Raw genomic sequence first — 18,238 nt, forward strand, 5'->3', positions numbered from 1 at the left:
TATGCTAAATACTAAATTTTCGCCGTGGCCAAGTTTCTCCATAGAAGAAGCAGAAGCAGTCAAACAAGTGATTTTGTCTAATAAAGTGAATTACTGGACCGGTCAGGAATGTCGCGAATTTGAAAAAGAATATGCCAACTGGTCAGGCTGCGATTACGCAATTGCTTTATCAAACGGAACTCTTGCATTGGATGTTGCTTTGGTTGCTTTAGGAGTCGGTATAGGGGATGACGTTATTGTTACGCCGCGAACTTTTCTTGCCTCAGTTTCTACAGTGGTGACGGCTGGTGCTAATCCGATTTTCGCTGATGTAGATTTAAATAGTCAAAATATCACTGCCGAGACTATAGAAGCGGTTCTTACTCCTAAAACCAAGGCAGTAATAGTGGTTCATCTTGCAGGCATGCCTGCTGACATGGATCCAATTATGGCATTGTCTGAAAAGCATGGTTTTGCTGTGATCGAAGATTGTGCTCAAGCTCATGGTGCCAGGTATAAGGGACGAGCTGTTGGAACAATAGGCCATATTGGTGCTTGGTCCTTTTGTCAGGATAAAATTATGACGACTGGAGGCGAGGGCGGTATGGTGACTACCAATGATAAGAGCCTTTGGTCCAAAATGTGGTCTTATAAAGATCATGGTAAAAGTTTCGAAGCTGTTTACGAAAGAGCACATCCTCCAGGATTCCGTTGGGTGCATGATAGCTTTGGAACGAATTGGAGAATGCTGGAAGTTCAGGCCGTTCTTGGTCGGATACAACTGAAAAAGATGAGTGAGTGGACTAAAACACGTCAAAAATATTCTGCACTTCTGGACAAAACTGCCGAAAGATATTCTGCAGTAAGATGCGTTTCTGTGCCTGAATATTGTGAACATGCGACTTATAAACATTATTTTTTCGTGAATGTCGATAAGCTGGCATCAGGGTGGAATCGCGATAAAATTATTGAGGAAATTAATGCTCTTGGTGTTCCTTGTTATCAAGGTAGCTGTTCAGAGGTTTATCTTGAACGCGCTTTTGATAACACGCCCTGGCGCCCTAAAGAACGTCTGAAAAATGCGAGAGAGCTAGGTGAAACCAGTCTGATGCTGCTCGTTCATCCAACGTTAACTGAAGAAGAGATACAAAAGTCATGTGATGTTCTTGATCACGTACTTTCTTTGGCGTCTCTGTAATAAAAGGTATTTATGAAAGTTACCGTCTTTGGTATTGGTTATGTTGGTTTGGTGCAAGCTGCTGTTTTAGCTGAAGTTGGCCATGATGTAGTCTGTGTTGACATCAATGCTGAACGTGTTGAAAAGCTAAATCAGGGCATTATTCCTATTTACGAACCTGGTTTAGCTCCGTTGGTGACCAATAACTTTCAAGCTGGGCGCCTGCGTTTTACTACAGACGCGGCTTTTGGTGTAGAACATGGCTTAATTCAGTTTATTGCTGTGGGTACACCGCCTGACGAAGACGGCTCAGCCGATTTACAATACGTATTAGCAGTCGCTAAAACTATAGCAACCTGTATGAATTCCCCTAAAGTAGTGATAGATAAATCTACTGTTCCTGTAGGCACTGCAGACAAAGTAAAGCAGCAAATTTTTCAGGTTTTGGCCGAGCGTAACATTGATATTCAGTTTGATGTGGTGTCGAACCCTGAGTTTTTAAAAGAAGGTGCTGCTGTTGCTGATTGCATGCGGCCAGACCGGATCATTATTGGTACTTACAATGATAAGCCAGTGGATCTGGTGCGTGAGCTGTATGAGCCTTTTAATCGCAATCACGACAAAATGATTTTTATGGATGTACGTAGTGCAGAGCTGACCAAGTATGCAGCCAATTGCATGCTGGCGACCAAAATTTCTTTTATGAACGAAATGGCAAATCTTGCCGAGCTGTTAGGTGCAGATATTGAAGCTGTGCGTAAAGGTATAGGCTCTGACCCACGTATCGGCTACCACTTTATTTATCCTGGCTGTGGTTATGGTGGTTCTTGTTTTCCAAAAGATGTACAGGCGCTTATTCGTACCTCTGAACAAAATGGTTATACGCCGAAAATCCTTCAAGCTGTTGAAGCTGTTAATAATAAGCAGAAGTACAAACTACCAACCTTGGTAAAACAGCACTTTGGTGAAAATTTAACAGGGAAAACCTTTGCTGTGTGGGGGTTGAGTTTTAAGCCCAATACGGATGATATGCGTGAAGCTTCCAGCCGTGTTTTGATAGAAGAGTTATGGGCAGCTGGTGCCACAGTGCATGCCTTTGACCCTCAGGCTATGGAAGAAACTCAGCGTATTTATGGCGTGCGACCGGACTTTGTACTTTGTGGTACTAAAGAAGCCGCATTGCAAGGCGCTGATGCTCTTGTTATTTGTACTGAGTGGCAACAATTTAAAGCACCAGATTTTGACTTTCTCAAACAGCAGTTGGCAACACCGGTGATTTTTGATGGACGTAATTTGTTCGACCCGGAGCGGTTGAAACAAAAAGGCTTTAGTTATTATGCGATTGGCCGTGCAAAAAGTGTGAAGTCTTATGACGTTTTATAAAACGACAATCATTTTAGTTTAGTTTTCTCGATGAAACAAAACTGCAGAGGATTGCGGTTATTAACCAGGCTCGATGTGTTTCATAAAGCATCGGGCTTTTAGGTTATGTAAAAATGGTTTGTATATTTGGAGTGTGTTTTGCGTAATTTTACTTCTGTAGTTTTACACCAGTGTTTGCAACCGATGATGGACCTGCCTCGTTTTTTTAAGCGCACAGTTTCTATCAGTATCGATTGCTTTATTTTATTTGCATCCTGGGTGCTTGCTTATTATTTACGCTATGACAGCTTAGAATTAATAAAAGACGAGTCTTTTGTTTTAAGTTTTATGGCCGTCATGTTGGCGACTATCGTTGTTTTTAGTCTGTTAGGTTTATATAGAGCTGTTGTGCGTTTTATTGGCCTGCGTTCTATGGTTGCTATAGCTGCCGGTACTGCGGTTTCGGGGGTTCTACTGCAGTTCGCTATTGATGCCAATGCTTTTTTATATAGCCTGTCTGGCAATATGAATTATGTGTTTTTTGCTTTTGCAGGTATTGCTGGCTCACGATTATTACTTCGGGAGCTGGTTACAGCAAGCGGACGTAATGCTCAGCATAAAGTACTGATTTATGGAGCTGGCGCCAGTGGCCGACAGTTATTGCTTGCGCTTGCTAGTAGTGTCGAATTTAGAGCTGTGGCTTTTGTGGATGATGACCCTTCATTTCATGGCGTGATGATTCGGGATGTGAAAGTGCATTCACCAGATTGCATTGAAGATCTAATAAAGAAGTATGGTATTAGCCGTATTTTACTTGCTGTACCCTCCGCAAGCCGTGGCACCAGAGCCAAATTGATAGAACGTTTAGAGCCTTTGGGTTTGCCTGTACTGACTATTCCTGGCATGACGGATTTAGTTGACGGTAAAATGAAGATTGATGAGCTGCAGGACGTTAAAATTGAAGACCTGTTAGGGAGGGATCCTGTAGCACCGGTGCCGTCTTTATTAACTGCCAACATCACAGGTAAAGTGGTGATGGTCACCGGAGCTGGTGGCTCTATTGGTTCTGAGCTATGCAGGCAGATAATTTTGCAGTCGCCTCAAAAGCTGGTGTTATTTGAGTCGTCCGAATTTGCTTTGTATGAAATTGATAAAGAGCTGACAACAACTTTAGCGAATCAGCAGTTGGATGTGCAATTACTGCCTGTGTTAGGCACTGTAATTGATCAGCAACGTTTACAGCAAATTATGCAAAGTTATCATGTGCAAACTGTTTACCATGCTGCTGCTTATAAGCATGTACCTTTGGTAGAGTTTAACGTCATTGAGGGTTTGCGAAATAATCTGTTCGGCACCTGGCATACGGCTGAAGCCGCTATTGCCTCAAATGTTGAAACTTTTGTGTTGATTTCTACCGATAAAGCGGTACGCCCAACCAATGTGATGGGGACAACTAAAAGATTAGCTGAGCTGGCATTGCAGGCGCTTGCTACAAGGCAGCAGAGTACCCGTTTTTGTATGGTGCGTTTTGGCAATGTGCTAGGGTCCTCCGGCTCAGTTGTGCCTTTATTTCGTAAGCAAATTAAAAAGGGTGGGCCTATAACCCTTACCCACGAAGACATTACCCGTTATTTTATGACTATTCCTGAAGCCGCTCAGTTGGTGATCCAAGCTGGTGCCATGGGGGAAGGTGGGGATGTATTTGTGCTGGATATGGGCGAACCGGTAAAAATTTATGATCTGGCAAAAAAAATGGTGCATTTAACCGGGCTGGAAATAAAAAACAAGCAAAACCCTCAAGGTGACATTGAGATTAAAATTACTGGTTTAAGGCCTGGCGAGAAGTTATACGAAGAATTGCTGATAGGAGACGATGAAAAACCTACCCGGCATCCACGCATTAAAGCGGCTAACGAAGTTTGCTTAAATTGGGCTGAAATGCAGGCGTTGCTGAGTGAATTAAGCGAGGCATCTACCAATTATGACCTGGAAAAAATCAGGGCTTTAATGTTAAATGCGCCCACTGGGTTTAACCCAACAGACGGTATTTGCGATTTATGGTGGCGAGCAAATAAAAGCATCTAGCCGACATAATTTGTTAACAGATCAGTAGTTAAATAACGCTTAGTTACTAAAACTCTGTTGTGCCAAAACAGATAAAAATGTAATGTTGATGTAAATACAGAACTCAAAGGACATTTTTATTCATAGAAAGTTCGTTTTTAGTGGGCTACAACTGGTAGATATTCAAAGGCTGACCTAAGCTGATGTTCTTAAAACCAGTCATAAAGCTGACAAAAATAGACAACTCTATTGAGTAAAGAGGGAGTGAAAGCGTGACTTGGATGATGTCGCTACCCCGTGCAACAAAACGGGCAATATCTGTACTATCAGATCTAATCTTTTTGTTAAGTGCATTGCTCATAGCTAGTTGGTTGTGCGGCATATTGCAACCTATTGAATTTATATTGTCTCATGCTATTGGCCTATTGATTTGGCTTGGCGTTAGTATTGCTGTTTTTTCATATTTGGGGTTATACCGTGCCATTTTGCGTTATATGGCTCCTCAAGCTGTGGCTACGGTCATTAATGGCGTGATGGTCAGCTCAGTTGGCCTGATTGTTTTATGTTGGTTTTTACCCTTGATGGATATCATTCGTTTGGTTTTGTGCTTTGCTGTAATTGCCGTGCTATTGATTGGTGGCAGCAGGTGGGGTTTTCGTAGCGCCTTACAAATGCAACGCCACAAAACAAAAAGCAGGGTTTTAATTTATGGTGCAGGATGTTCGGGCCGACAATTATTGTATGCATTGCAAAGTGGTGATGAATACAAGCCAGTAGTTTTTGTCGATGATAATACCGAACTGCAAAAAACTACTGTGTGCGGCTTAACCGTTTTACCTTCTGAATTACTGGAAAAAGCTATACAACGTTATCGTGTAGACCGGGTGTTGTTGGCTATGCCCTCTGCTGGCCGTGGTCGTAAACGTGAATTACTGGAGCTACTTTCCAGGTTACCCGTACCTGTACAAAGTATTCCCGGTATGGCCGATTTAGTGGCCGGGCATATGAAAATTGACGATTTACAGGATGTTCGTATTGAAGATTTGTTAGGTCGGGAAGTCATAGAACCTGACCAACAGTTGCTACAAACAAATATAAGAAACAAAGTAGTGATGGTGACCGGCGCAGGCGGTTCTATCGGCTCTGAGTTATGTCGACAAATTATTCAATGTAAACCTGATATGTTGGTGCTATTTGATGTCTCCGAATTTGCGTTGTACTCCATCGAACGTGAGTTAAATGCTGTTAAAAGGCGATTTGGTTACCAGTGTGGTATTAAACCGGTTTTAGGCTCTGTACAACAGCAGAAACTGCTGGAACAGGTGATGACTAACTTTCAGGTGCATACTGTTTATCATGCTGCAGCATACAAGCATGTGCCTTTGGTTGAATACAATATGGTGGAAGGGGTACGCAATAACGTATTTGGCACCTGGGCTTGTGCGGAAGCAGCCATCGCAGCAAGAGTTGAGAACTTTGTATTGATTTCTACCGACAAAGCCGTTCGCCCGACCAATGTGATGGGGGCGAGCAAACGTATGGCTGAATTGGTGCTGCAAGGCTTAGCCAGCAGGCAGACTAGCACCCGTATGTGTATGGTGCGATTTGGAAATGTTTTAGGTTCGTCTGGCTCTGTGGTGCCTTTATTTGCGCAGCAAATTAAAGCCGGTGGCCCCGTTACTTTAACTCACAAAGAAATCACCCGATTTTTTATGACCATACCTGAGGCGTCGCAATTAGTTATTCAGGCTGGCGCTATGGCCAAAGGGGGGGAGGTTTTTGTATTGGATATGGGCGAGCCAGTGCGTATTTATGATTTGGCCAAACGTATGATCCATTTGGCAGGCTTAAAGTTAAAAAATAAAGCGAACCCTAATGGCGATATTGAAATTCAGATCACCGGGCTGAGACCAGGTGAGAAGCTCTATGAAGAGTTATTGATAGGTAATAATGAAAGTAAGACAGAGCATGTCAGGATTCGAGCAGCCAAAGAACAATTTTTGTCATGGTCGGCCACTATGCTGTTATTAAACAGTCTGGATGTTGCTTGTCAGAGCTTTGATCAACAAATGCTACGGCAAATTTTATTGGATGCACCTACAGGCTTCGCTCCAAGCAGTGAAATTTGTGACTTATTATTTGTCAGTGGACATACCAGTGAAACAGTGAAAAAAGAGCTGGTGCATTAGGTAAACGTCTGTGATAACACCATTTTCCGGCTTGTTTTAAGTTGGAATGTTGTAAAACAACCGACAAAAAATGCTTGTCGGTTGTACGAAAAACCTCTATTCTTAGGGGACTTTTTTTAAAGGGATGATGTGATGAAAAAATTAAGCGTATTAATGGCCGCTATGTTAGTGGTTTCTGGTGCTGTAATGGCTCAGGGTGAAGAAACTGGTTCTGCTGGTGCTGGTTCAGGTGCTTCAGCTGCTGGTTCAGGCTTAGGTGCTATTGGTGGTATCGCTACTGGTACTATCGTAGCTGGTGCTATTGCTGCAGGTGTATTAGCTGCTGTTGTTTCTAACAACCGTAGCGATTCTCCAGTAAATTGCCCTACAGGCCAAACTTTGGTAAACGGTACTTGCCAACCTACACAAACTTTACAGTGTGAAGGCGATGATCCGTTAGTTGGCTCTGTTTGCGTTGGCACAAGCTCGACAGTAACAGTTTCTGGTACCGGCACTAATACATCAACTGTATCTGTTCCTGTGACTTTCACTTACGCACCAACACTGCGTTAATTGATTGCACTTTGAAAAAGCCGCCTAATGGCGGCTTTTTGTTATCTATACTTTCGCTTGAAATGGATCTTATGCATAAATTCATACGGCTTTTTATATTTTTTGCTTTGACAACTTTAGTTGGTTGCTCAAGCACTTTTCGTACTTATACACAGACTCTGGAACTGGCATTTAATCCGGGTGATGGAGCAAGTTTAACTAAAGCTGAACTTGCTGCGCGAGAAAGTGATGTGTTGTATGCAAAAGTTGGAGCTCTGCCTAATGCAGTTCTTGTTTTAGCGTTTATTGAGCACAGCCAGTTTAAGTGGGTTTCAGCTGATGAAGCTATGTTGGTGCTTGAAAAAGGCCGTGTAGTAAAAACGACCGGATTCGAAAATAACCTGCTGTATTTGTCTGATATTGCACTTGACCCATTAAAACAAAAAATGGCAAAAATACAGCCGGGGCAAACCTGGCAAAGTATAAGCGACTGGTCCGGCAATTCTGAATCAGGACACAAGCTAAGTTATGAAATTTTGTTTACTGAAGTGACCAGCCTGGATTTACTTGAACACCGTTTTCAGACCAAATTAGTCACAGAACAGGTTACCTTTGCTAATGGGCAGACCGCTATTAATCAGTTTTGGTTTGATTTAAATAGTGGTTGGTTATTAAAAAGTAAACAAACCATTGCTCCATTTTGGCCAGAAGTTGAACTGGTTCATATTAGTACAGCAGGTCGTTTGTTAGGTGTAATTAAAAAAGGAAGTTTAAGATGAGCCGCTTAAGCAGTTTTACTCTTGCTGTTGGAATTATGGGGTTTAGTGCTGTAAAAGCCGCCACACCTGTTGTTCTTGTTGAGCATCAAGGCAATTATCAAGGCTATTTTGAGCGACCCAGATTGGGGTTGGTTGTCTCACAGTTAAACACCTCAGCTTCATTATATTGGCCTGCGGCTAAGCTGTTTAAAGTAGACGTCGAAACTAAGCTCAAGCTTGAACAGCAACGTACCCAACTGCTTAATCAGTTAGCTCTGCTTAAACAAGAGTTTCAGCAAAGCTCTGAGCCAGGTTTGGCTACCAGTGTAGAAAAGCTAGAAAAAAATATTGCTGGTTGGGAGTTAGCAGGCAATATGAATTTACCGCTGGATCCTGATAGCGTAAGGGCGAAAAAATCTCTTAACCCTTTACTTTCAGAAGGACAATATAAACTGGTTGTTACATCAAGACCCACAGAGTTACAAATAGAAGGTTTAGCAGCAAAGCAAAAAGTGTCATTGCTTAACGCTGTTTCTGTGCACAGTTATCTTGATAGCATTTCTTTACTGGAAGGTGGCAGCAGCTCCTTTGTTTATGTTATGCCAGCTTCTGGTGAGTTTTTTATTGCAAAAACTGGTTTGTGGAACAAAAAACATCAGGAAGTTTTACCAGGCACTCTGTTGTTTGTTCCTTTTGAACAACGGCTTTTGCCGGATTCTTTTAGTAATATTAACGAACAAATTGTAGAACTTTTGCTGCACAAGGTTGTTGCCCAATGAAGAAGTCCTGTTTAGCTGTTTTGCTTTCCATGCTGCTATGCTCTGCAGTTTCTGCTGAAGAATACTTTTCTCCAGCCTCAAATAATTATTCGCAAGGCAATCATGGTGGTATAGGTTTAATTCAGATGCCAACGGCCCGAATGAATGAGGCCGGTGCTTTTAGCCTGAATTATCAAGATAGCGAAGAATACAGGTTTTGGTCGGCGTCCTTGATGTTATTCCCCTGGATGGAAACTACGGTAAGATATTCCGATGTTAGGACGCAGTTGTACAGCAATGATCCTGGTTTTAGTGGCGATCAAACACTCAAAGACAAGGGCATAGATGTTAAATTTAAACTATGGAACGAAAGTGAGTTTTTACCGGATGTATCCGTAGGTTTCCGTGATTTTGGGGGTACAGGATTATTTGAAAGTGAATCTATTGTAGCCAGTAAACGTATTGGCCCTTTTGATTTTCATTTAGGTATAGGTTGGGGTTATCTGGGCCGTAAAGGCAATATCACCAACCCATTTTGTAAGTTAAATGACAGCTTTTGTGACAGACCTGGTGGTTTTAGCGGCGTAGGTGGAAAAATTGATTACCAGCGTTTTTTTAAAGGTCCTGCAGCTTTATACGGCGGTATGGAATACCAGACTCCTTGGCATCCGTTGCGCCTGAAACTGGAATACGATGGCAATAATTACCAACAAGATAGAGCCGGGGTTTTGATTCAGGATTCTGATTTTAATATAGGTGCGGTTTATGCGCTGAACGATTCATTTGATCTAAATTTAAACTACCAGCGTGGTAATACTTTTGGTTTTGGCGTGAATTACAAACTGGATTTTAATAATCTGAAGCAGATTAAACTAGATCCTCCGGCCAAAGATATTCCTGATGTACGGGTGGCGTCTATAGAGGTATTAGACAAAGCACAGCTTCGGCAGGATTTATATTTAAATGCTGGTTTTGTCGTAAATAACTATGTATTAAAAGATAGCGAGATTATTTTAAGAGGCTCACAAATTGCTTACCGCGATGAAGACGTAGCAATGAACCGAATTGGTAGGGTGCTCGCCACCCATTTACCAGAGTCCATCAAGACCTACAGAATTGTGACTCAAGCCATGGATTTACCTATGGTTGAAACTACAGTAAATGCAGAGCAGTTTGTAAAAGCGGCTCGTTATGAAACACCGGAGGCTGATGTAAAAACAACTTACCAAAGAGTTGAGCCTGTATTAGGTGATGAGCAGTGGGCTGTAGAGCGTGATGAAAGTGGTTTTGGTTACAACGCTGACATATTTTGGATCCAAACCTTTGGGAGTCCAGAAAAGTTTTATATGTACCAAGGCGGTTTGCTGTTAGGCGGTGGTTATCAGTTTAATACGAACTTTAGTCTGCAAACTACAGCAAAAGTGAACCTACTAACCAACTTTGATGACTTTACCTTCAAAGTTGATGCTGAGAGTACAAGCGTACCTCGTGTCCGCACTTATGTGCGTGAATATGTTAGCCGTAGTGATGTGACTATGGAAAATTTGTATGGCCTTTGGAAAGATGAAATTACTGATAGCTGGTATGGTCAAGCTTATGGGGGATATTTAGAAACTATGTTTGGTGGCGTAGGTGGTGAAGTGTTATACAAACCACTAGATTCATCCTTAGCTATTGGCTTGGATATGAATTACGTGCAACAAAGGGACTATGACAGTGACGTTGCATTTTTTGACTATAAAACCCTGACTGGCCATTTAAGTTTTTATTGGACTCCTCAATGGTTAAAAGACACGATGATCACTGCCAGTTTTGGCCAATATCTGGCGAAAGATAAAGGTGTGACTGTAGATTTTGCCAAACGTTTTGACAGCGGCATAGTGGTAGGTGCTTACGCCGCTATTACTGATATGTCGTCAGAGGAATATGGCGAAGGTAGTTTTACCAAAGGTTTTTATGTTTCTATTCCCTTTGATGTATTCGCGCTTAAATCAGCAACAGGCCGTGGCCGTATTCCATGGATCCCTATTGCCAGAGATGGTGGGCAGATGTTAAATAAACCCGTGAGTTTAAATGCGTTAACAGAATCCCGTTCGCCTTTTATGCGTTAAGCTATGACTGATACAATAAAGCCACTCCTTTGAGTGGCTTTATAATTTTGTGGACAAAATATAATGATTCAGACGACAGCTTTACCTCTTTCTGGCTTGTTGCTGCTGCAACCTAAAGTATTTACCGATGAGCGTGGCTACTTTTTTGAAGTTAATCGCAGTTCTGAATTAAAGGATTCTATAGGTGATTTTGAGTTTGTACAGGAGTCGCAGTCGGGTTCTGTACAACATGTGTTGCGTGGCTTGCATTATCAACTTGAGAAGCCGCAAGCCAAATTGGTGCGGGTTTTAACGGGTCGTATTTTTGATGTGGTGGTTGATTTAAGGCGGCAGTCTGCCAGTTTTGGTCATTGGTATGGTTTGGAGTTGTGCAGCGACAAGAAACAACAGCTTTTTATTCCTGCAGGTTTTGCCCATGGCTTTTTAACCTTAAGCGATTACGCTGAAGTGGCTTATAAAACAGATCAGTATTATGACCCAGCTTCTGAGCGTTCTATCAAATGGGACGATCCAGAATTAGCCATCCAATGGCCTATGCAACAAGCTCCTATAGTTTCAGCCAAAGACGCGAAAGCCCAATCTTTCGCCAGCGCCGACTTATTTTGAAAATGGGGTCAGATCACATTTAATGCTGAACGTACTGCTGTTAGGACAATCAGGCCAGCTTGCTTGTGAACTTCAACTCACAGTGCCAGCATCAATAAGGCTCAAGGTACTGAGCTTCGCTGAGTATAGTGTTTTATCTTTTGCTGAATTAAGCCATATCTTTCTAAATTTCAAGGCTGATTGGGTGATTAACGCTATGGCCTACAATAAGGTTGATCAGGCTGAATTGCAGCCAGAGCTGGCAATGGCAGGTAATTTTTATCTGGTTCAGCAGTTACAACAGCTTTGCGCTTTAACACAAAGCCGATTGGTGCATATATCCACTGACTATATATTTGATGGCAATAAGCAAAGTCCTTATATAGAAACAGATCCAGTGTTGCCTTTGAGCCACTACGGTGAAAGCAAGCTATTGGCAGAGCAGTGGTTACAGCAGGAATACGCAGATCGTAGCGTGATTATTCGTACCAGTTGGTTGTATTCTGTTTATGGCTCTAATTTCGTCAAAACTATGCTGCAGTTGATGCAGGCTAATGAACAGCTAAAGGTGGTGCAGGATCAGATGGGGTCTCCATGCTGGGCTGATAGTTTAGCAAAGGTTATTTGGCAAATTATCCGCAGTAAAGCTGTCTTGGCAGGTGTTTATCATTGGGCGGATTCTGGTTATTGTTCACGGTATGAGTTTGCTTTAGAGATCCAAACCTTAGCTTTACAACTTGGATTACTTAGCCATAAAGCTGAACTAGTAGCCGTGAATTCTGATCAATTTAATAGCCCTGCGGCGCGGCCTGCTTTTAGTGCTCTGGACAGTAGTTTATTGAGAAAATCATTGTCTTTACCCGAAGTAGCATGGCAGCAGCAATTATTGCAGGCTTTACAGTTATTTTCGCTTGTATCAACAGATAAAAAGGAATCACGATGAGTTATGTATTATTAACTGGCGGTGCAGGTTACATCGGCAGTCATACGGCGTTGGCTTTGCTTATGGCAGGAGAGCAGGTGATTAGTTTTGATAACTATAGTAACTCCAGCGCGGAGTCGTTAAAGCGGGTAGAACAGCTAGCCGGAAAGTCTGTTATTCAGATTGAAGGCGATGTATTGGATACCGCTGCTTTATCTGCCGTATTTGAACAATATCCTGTGAAAGCAGTAGTGCATTTTGCTGGTTTAAAAGCAGTGGGTGAGTCGACACAAAAGCCTTTGTGGTATTACGAAACTAACGTAGGTGGCACCATCAAACTTTGTCAGGTGATGGCTAAGTTTGGGGTGAAAAACCTGGTGTTCAGTTCTTCTGCAACAGTGTACGGTGATGCACAAAATAGTCCGCTGCCGGAAACTACTCCTACTGTAGCGATGAACCCTTATGGCCAGTCCAAGCTGATGACTGAGTGGGTGTTGCAGGACTTACATCATTCAGACAGCAGTTGGAATATAGCTGTATTGCGTTATTTTAATCCTGTGGGTGCTGATGCAAATGGCCGTATTGGTGAAGACCCAAATGGTATTCCTAATAATCTGATGCCTTTTATTACGCAAGTAGCGGTAGGAAAACGAGCTCAATTACAGATTTTTGGCAAGGACTATCCAACCCCTGACGGTACAGGTGTGCGGGATTATATTCATGTTACAGATTTAGCTGCTGGCCATGTAGCTGCATTACAGCATTTGTTTACGGGCTCTGGGTTTGATGCATTTAACTTAGGTAGTGGAGAAGGTTTATCAGTGCTGGATATAGTGAACTGCTTTGCTGAGGTGAATCAGGTTGCAGTGCCTTATCAGTTCGCTGACAGACGTCCTGGCGATGTGGCTCGTTATTTTGCCGACCCATCTAAAGCAAAAGCGGTACTGAACTGGCAAACGGAAAAAACACTGGATGATATAGTTCGCGACAGCTGGAACTGGCAGAAAAACAACCCTAACGGTTACAACTGAAAATGGGGTAACCCACAGTATCTAGCAGGTATTTACCATAAGCATTTTGCTTAAACAGTTTGGCACGAGCCACTATTTGCTCTTTGCTCAGCCAGCCCATTCTGTATGCAATTTCCTCCAGACACGCAATTTTTAAACCCTGGCGTTTCTCTACGGTTTCCACAAATTGGCCTGCATCAAGCAACGAATCGTAAGTGCCTGTATCAAGCCATGCAAATCCACGGCCCAGTGAACTGACCTTTAAGTTCTGCGTGCTAAGGTAATGTCGGATCACATCGGTAATTTCTAATTCGCCGCGTTTTGATGGCGTAAGGCTTTTAGCTATAGCGATAGAGCTGTTATCGAAAAAATACAAACCAGTGAGCGCATAGTTAGATTTGGGGTGAACTGGTTTTTCTTCGATACTGAGGACGTTTTGGTTTTCATCCATTTCCACTACGCCAAAACGTTCAGGATCTGTGACATGGTAGGCAAAAACAGTGCAGCCTTGTTCAACTTTAGTAGCCTGATTCAGACGTTCAATAAAGTTTTGACCATAAAAAATATTATCACCTAATATCAGGCAGCAATGATCACCTGCAAGGAAGGGCTCTGCCAGAATCAGTGCCTGAGCTATACCTTCAGGTTTTTGCTGAACTACATAAGTAAATTCGACTCCAAAATCTTCACCTGTACCGAGTAGATTTTTAAAGTCAGATAAACTTTCAGTTGTTGTTACTATCAGTATTTCACGGATCCCAGCAAGCATCAGCACAGAAATAGGATAAAAAATCATCGGTTTATCGTAGATAGGCAGTAGCTGTTTTGACATAGATAATGTCAGCGGATATAACCTGGTGCCAGTACCGCCAGCCAGCACTATGCCTTTATATGTAGTCATCATTTATTCTCTGCAAGACCTTGACGTTCAATCTGATAATTGCCAGACAGTATATTTTGCCACCATTGCTGGTTACTCAAGTACCAGTTCAGAGTTTGCTGAAGTCCGCTTTCAAAACTGTATACAGGTTGCCACAGTAGTTGTTTTGAAATCTTTGTGGTATCCACAGCGTAACGTCTGTCGTGTCCTGGCCTGTCTTCTACAAAACTGATTTGTTGAGCATAGGAATTACCTGTAGGTAAAGGGCGTAATTGATCTAACAGGGTACAGATAGTTTGCACTACGCTCAGGTTAGTTTTTTCTGCATTGCCGCCAATCAGGTAAGTTTCACCAATATGACCTTGTCGTAGCACTGTCCATAACGCTCTGACATGATCCTCAACATGCAGCCAGTCGCGGATCTGTAGACCATCACCATAAATGGGCAGCTTTTTTCCCTGGATAGCCGATAAAAACATGTGTGGTATTAGTTTTTCTGGAAACTGATAGGGACCGTAGTTGTTTGAACAGTTACTAATTAACACTGGCAAACCGTAAGTGCGATGCCAACTGCGCACTAAATGATCTGCGGCAGCCTTCGAAGCTGAATAGGGCGAGCTTGGGGCATAGGCTGTGTCTTCATTAAATTTTGCCTTGGTACCATCAAGATCACCAAAAACTTCATCTGTTGATACATGAAGAAAACGGAAAGCCTTTTGTGCTTGATGACTTAAGCTTTTCCAGTACCGCAGGCTTGTTTCCAGCAACTGAAAAGTGCCTTGTATATTGGTTTGGATAAAAGCGCCTGCGTTATCAATTGAGCGGTCGACGTGAGATTCAGCTGCCAGATGCATAACAGCATGGGGTTGGAATAGATCAAAAATCTCATTCAGACGAGAGCTATCTGTTATGTCGGCATGAAAGAAACGATAGTTGTTCGATTGCTGAATATCGAGCAATGATTCCAGGTTCCCGGCGTAGGTAAGTTTATCCAGATTGGCCACTTGGGTGTCGGGCTGACTCAGTAATAACCTGATTAAGTTTGAGCCAATAAAACCTGCGCCACCAGTGACCAGAATTCTCATTTGTTACCTGTATGCATTAAATATACGGAAAGTATCATTATATAGTGAGGGTTATGAAGAAAAGAACCCTATCACAACATCTGCTGAATTTGCTCTTTGATGAACTGATATCTTTTGCGTTGATCTTTGGCGAGTTCTGCTTCGTCTATTACGTTCATGCATTTATGGGCGAGGTAGATTAAATCTTCGTTTAAACGGCCGCGCTGGCTGATGGCTTGCAGTAAGTTCATTGCGATGCTGGCGTTGGCCGGCATGGTTTTCTGTGCTTCGATAAAGTAGTTGATGGCCTCGGAGTATTGGCCCAGGCTGTAGGCTTCCATCCCGGCATTGTGACTGGCCATCATGGTGGATCTTTTGCTGCTGTATTTATCCTGCTCGGATAAAAACATCATATTCAGCGCTTTGTTATACAAATCGGCGCTTTGCGAAAGAGTGTTTAAACTACCCATGTAGTGGTCGCTCATCGCCAGGTTGCCGCTTTCAAAATAAGCTCTGGCCCTGTCGAGTAAAGCCGAAGGGGACAAAGTTTTGCCTAAACTTAACTCTTCACTTTCCTGCAGCAGGCGTTTGGCTTTTTCGGTTTTGCCTTCCAGTACTGCAACCCGGGCTTCGATCACCAGTTTGTCGTGCTCGTAAGTGGCAGGATTAAAACGTTTTTTTACATCTTTCAGGAAGTAATCTACTTTGCCAAGCACTGTGCGTTTATCCCGGACTGATAACCCCTGGGCATTTTGGATCATAGCGCGGGCGTAGTTCAGCATATTGTCTGCTGTGTCGTAGATAGAATACTTTGCCGCTTCAAGTAGTTTGCTGTGCACCCGTACTGCTAAATCAGGTTGGTTGTTGATCACGGCTAAATTGGCTAAAACGTGTTGGCGCAGGTAGTTTTTTGGTGAAGCATCGGCCACAACCCGCACTGTATTAAAGGCGTCTTCAGCACGGTTTTGGCTTAAATACAAACGGGTCAGCCAGTCGAGTGCTTCAATTTTAGTTTCAGGCTGATCGACAAGCTCAATCAACATGCCTTCAGCTTCTGTATCCTGCTCCTGATAGCCTTTTGCGACAGCTATACCCAGTTTGGCCCAGGGTAACTCCCGAATAGCTAAAACTTCGCTGTATAAGGCTTCAGCCTCTTTATAGCGGCCTACTTTGACTAAGAGTTCGCCTTTGAGGCGTTGGGTGTAGGTGTGATGCACCGGATATTGTTCTAAGGCGACATCGCAGGCCTGAATAGCTTCAGGATAGTTTTCTTCTGCAATCATCTGATAAGCGTACTTTAAGGCGCGTTTCACCTGGAAAGCCCGACCAATGCGGCGCTCCAGTTCAGCGTAACTAAAAGGCTTGAGCAGATAATCGTCGGGCAGGAATTCAATCATGCCATAAACAGACTGGCGGTGGCGCTCGCCGCTGACCACAATAAAGCAGCAGCTGTGTTTCAGGCAGTGTTCGGCTTTTAAGGCTTCAAACAGCTGATAACCGTCGCGGCCAACACCTAAGTTGTAGTCGCATAAAATAAAGTCGAAGTCGGTTCTGCGGCAGGCGGACATAGCGGTTTCTGCATTACGGGCTACTACCACCTGGTCGAAACCAATCAGCGCCAACATGCTTTTCATGTACGCTATGACTTGTTCGTAATCTTCGATGACCAGAACTTTTTTAGACCGGTAAAATGCTCGCTTAGATACCACTGAACTCAACTCTCACGCCAACAGCCGCTAGCCTACCACAACAGCCAGCCAGACCGGGAATAAGAATATGTAACTTAATTTTGCGATCATCGGACCTAAAATCCTAAAGCTGAAGCTTTACCATAAATTCAATTGTTGTAATTCGGTTGGACAAGCGCCCGCGCGGATCCATTTGGCTAAAGCCTGGGCCACATTAGCGTACTGCACCTGCTTGTTCTGCGGCTGCGACGCTAACCACTCTTTGATCACAGCTGTATTCAAAGTGTCAGTGCTTTGACCCAATTGTAATTGGGTCAGCGCCAGAGCATTGGACTGCTGTTCCATCTGGCCTTGCAATGCTTTGACTAAGATGCGTTTTTGCAGCTGCAGCGCTTCGCTGACCAGCTCAAAACCTGCGTTGCTGATCACCGCATGGGCCTGGTGTAAGTCGCGCTTAAACTCATCGACACAAGGGCCAGAGCATTGAATATGGCCGTGCTGGCTTTTACTCAGGCCTGGTCCATACAGATAAAACTGGTACTGAGTTAAAGGTTGTAGCCACTGCAGCACTTTGTGCTGATCTTCAAATGGCAGATACACCAATACTTTATTGGGATCCGCAGTATTTATAGCAGGCTCTAAATCGACAATAGGCGGCAAAATAGGTTGATTAAAATGATGCCAATGCAAGCCGATTTGTTGTTGCCCTGGCGCAAAAAATTTAAAGATGTTGCGACTCAGTGGTGTGGAGTGGGTTTGAGGTATTTGGTGTAAAAAAGCGTACTGATGACCAAAAGCAACAGAGCGCTTTTTCTGCATACGTGCCGCCCAGGCGGTTATAGGTTCGAAGTCGGTTAAGACTAAATCATAAGCTGAGCAGTCCAGTTGACGGATATCACGCCATAGCTCCAGAGGTTTGGCGCGCAGTGCAGTTTTTGGGTAACTGATCTGGCCTTGTTCTGTGACAAAGGTCAGGCCGGTTTTAACCTGATAATCGCCAAACTGCTGCATATCAAAGAGTTGGTTGGCCGGACGGCCTGAGAATAAGAAGTCGACTGCTATGCCTTCGGCCTGAAGGTACTTGCCCATAGCGCGGGCTCTGCTGATATGTCCATTGCCTGTTGCCTGCACACCATACAAAACCCGCATCAAATGACTCC

At 43.3% G+C, this 18,238-nt stretch carries 15 protein-coding genes; 11 read left to right on the forward strand and 4 right to left on the reverse strand.

Annotation, left to right across the window (positions count from 1 at the left end; translation table 11 throughout):
- The first annotated feature begins 1 nt into the window (after window position 1).
- From LSG34_RS09730 to galE, 11 genes are all read left to right on the forward strand, one after another.
- Window positions 2–1,177: a DegT/DnrJ/EryC1/StrS family aminotransferase gene (locus tag LSG34_RS09730; RefSeq protein WP_233008895.1), complete on the forward strand. Its 1,176-nt coding sequence runs from the start codon at window positions 2–4 to the stop codon at window positions 1,175–1,177.
- 12 nt (window positions 1,178–1,189) lie between these two features.
- A complete protein-coding gene (locus LSG34_RS09735) occupies window positions 1,190–2,539 on the forward strand; it encodes a UDP-glucose dehydrogenase family protein (protein WP_233008896.1) in 1,350 nt (449 codons plus the stop codon).
- 138 nt (window positions 2,540–2,677) lie between these two features.
- Window positions 2,678–4,603 (forward strand): polysaccharide biosynthesis protein, encoded by a 1,926-nt coding sequence (locus LSG34_RS09740; protein ID WP_233008897.1) that lies wholly within the window; start codon window positions 2,678–2,680, stop codon window positions 4,601–4,603.
- Between the two features lie 383 nt (window positions 4,604–4,986).
- On the forward strand, window positions 4,987–6,771 hold the full coding sequence (locus LSG34_RS09745) for a nucleoside-diphosphate sugar epimerase/dehydratase (protein ID WP_233008898.1): 1,785 nt from the start codon (window positions 4,987–4,989) through the stop codon (window positions 6,769–6,771).
- A 132-nt stretch (window positions 6,772–6,903) separates the two neighbouring features.
- Entirely contained in the window at window positions 6,904–7,323 is a 420-nt protein-coding gene (locus LSG34_RS09750; RefSeq protein WP_233008899.1) for a hypothetical protein, read from the forward strand.
- Window positions 7,324–7,334: 11 nt separating this feature from the next.
- Complete coding sequence (locus LSG34_RS09755) at window positions 7,335–8,081, forward strand: YjbF family lipoprotein (protein WP_233008900.1); 747 nt, start codon at window positions 7,335–7,337, stop codon at window positions 8,079–8,081.
- 35 nt (window positions 8,082–8,116) lie between these two features.
- Window positions 8,117–8,839 (forward strand): capsule biosynthesis GfcC family protein, encoded by a 723-nt coding sequence (locus LSG34_RS09760; protein WP_233008988.1) that lies wholly within the window; start codon window positions 8,117–8,119, stop codon window positions 8,837–8,839.
- Window positions 8,836–10,929: a YjbH domain-containing protein gene (locus LSG34_RS09765; protein ID WP_233008901.1), complete on the forward strand. Its 2,094-nt coding sequence runs from the start codon at window positions 8,836–8,838 to the stop codon at window positions 10,927–10,929. Before LSG34_RS09760 ends, LSG34_RS09765 begins: the two co-directional genes overlap by 4 nt.
- Window positions 10,930–10,992: 63 nt before the next feature.
- On the forward strand, window positions 10,993–11,535 hold the full coding sequence (gene rfbC / locus LSG34_RS09770) for a dTDP-4-dehydrorhamnose 3,5-epimerase (protein WP_233008902.1): 543 nt from the start codon (window positions 10,993–10,995) through the stop codon (window positions 11,533–11,535).
- Between the two features lie 22 nt (window positions 11,536–11,557).
- On the forward strand, window positions 11,558–12,457 hold the full coding sequence (gene rfbD, locus LSG34_RS09775) for a dTDP-4-dehydrorhamnose reductase (protein ID WP_233008903.1): 900 nt from the start codon (window positions 11,558–11,560) through the stop codon (window positions 12,455–12,457).
- On the forward strand, window positions 12,454–13,467 hold the full coding sequence (galE, locus tag LSG34_RS09780) for a UDP-glucose 4-epimerase GalE (protein WP_233008904.1): 1,014 nt from the start codon (window positions 12,454–12,456) through the stop codon (window positions 13,465–13,467). Before rfbD ends, galE begins: the two co-directional genes overlap by 4 nt.
- On the opposite strand, the gene rfbA is transcribed toward galE, so the two are convergent.
- The 4 genes from rfbA to LSG34_RS09800 form a co-directional block, all read right to left on the reverse strand.
- The gene (gene rfbA / locus LSG34_RS09785; protein ID WP_233008989.1) at window positions 13,451–14,347 is read right to left on the reverse strand and encodes a glucose-1-phosphate thymidylyltransferase RfbA; all 897 of its coding nucleotides are present in this window, start codon (window positions 14,345–14,347) and stop codon (window positions 13,451–13,453) included. The genes galE and rfbA overlap by 17 nt on opposite strands.
- The gene (rfbB, locus tag LSG34_RS09790; RefSeq protein ID WP_233008905.1) at window positions 14,347–15,411 is read right to left on the reverse strand and encodes a dTDP-glucose 4,6-dehydratase; all 1,065 of its coding nucleotides are present in this window, start codon (window positions 15,409–15,411) and stop codon (window positions 14,347–14,349) included. Before rfbB ends, rfbA begins: the two co-directional genes overlap by 1 nt.
- Window positions 15,412–15,482: 71 nt before the next feature.
- On the reverse strand, window positions 15,483–17,099 hold the full coding sequence (locus LSG34_RS09795) for a response regulator (protein WP_332909087.1): 1,617 nt from the start codon (window positions 17,097–17,099) through the stop codon (window positions 15,483–15,485).
- 117 nt (window positions 17,100–17,216) lie between these two features.
- Window positions 17,217–18,227, reverse strand: a complete 1,011-nt coding sequence (locus LSG34_RS09800) for an MJ1255/VC2487 family glycosyltransferase (RefSeq protein WP_233008907.1) — start codon at window positions 18,225–18,227, stop codon at window positions 17,217–17,219.
- Window positions 18,228–18,238: the final 11 nt, after the last annotated feature.

Origin of the sequence: Rheinheimera faecalis (genome assembly GCF_021290965.1) — a bacterium.
Classification (GTDB): Bacteria; Pseudomonadota; Gammaproteobacteria; order Enterobacterales; family Alteromonadaceae; genus Pararheinheimera; species Pararheinheimera faecalis.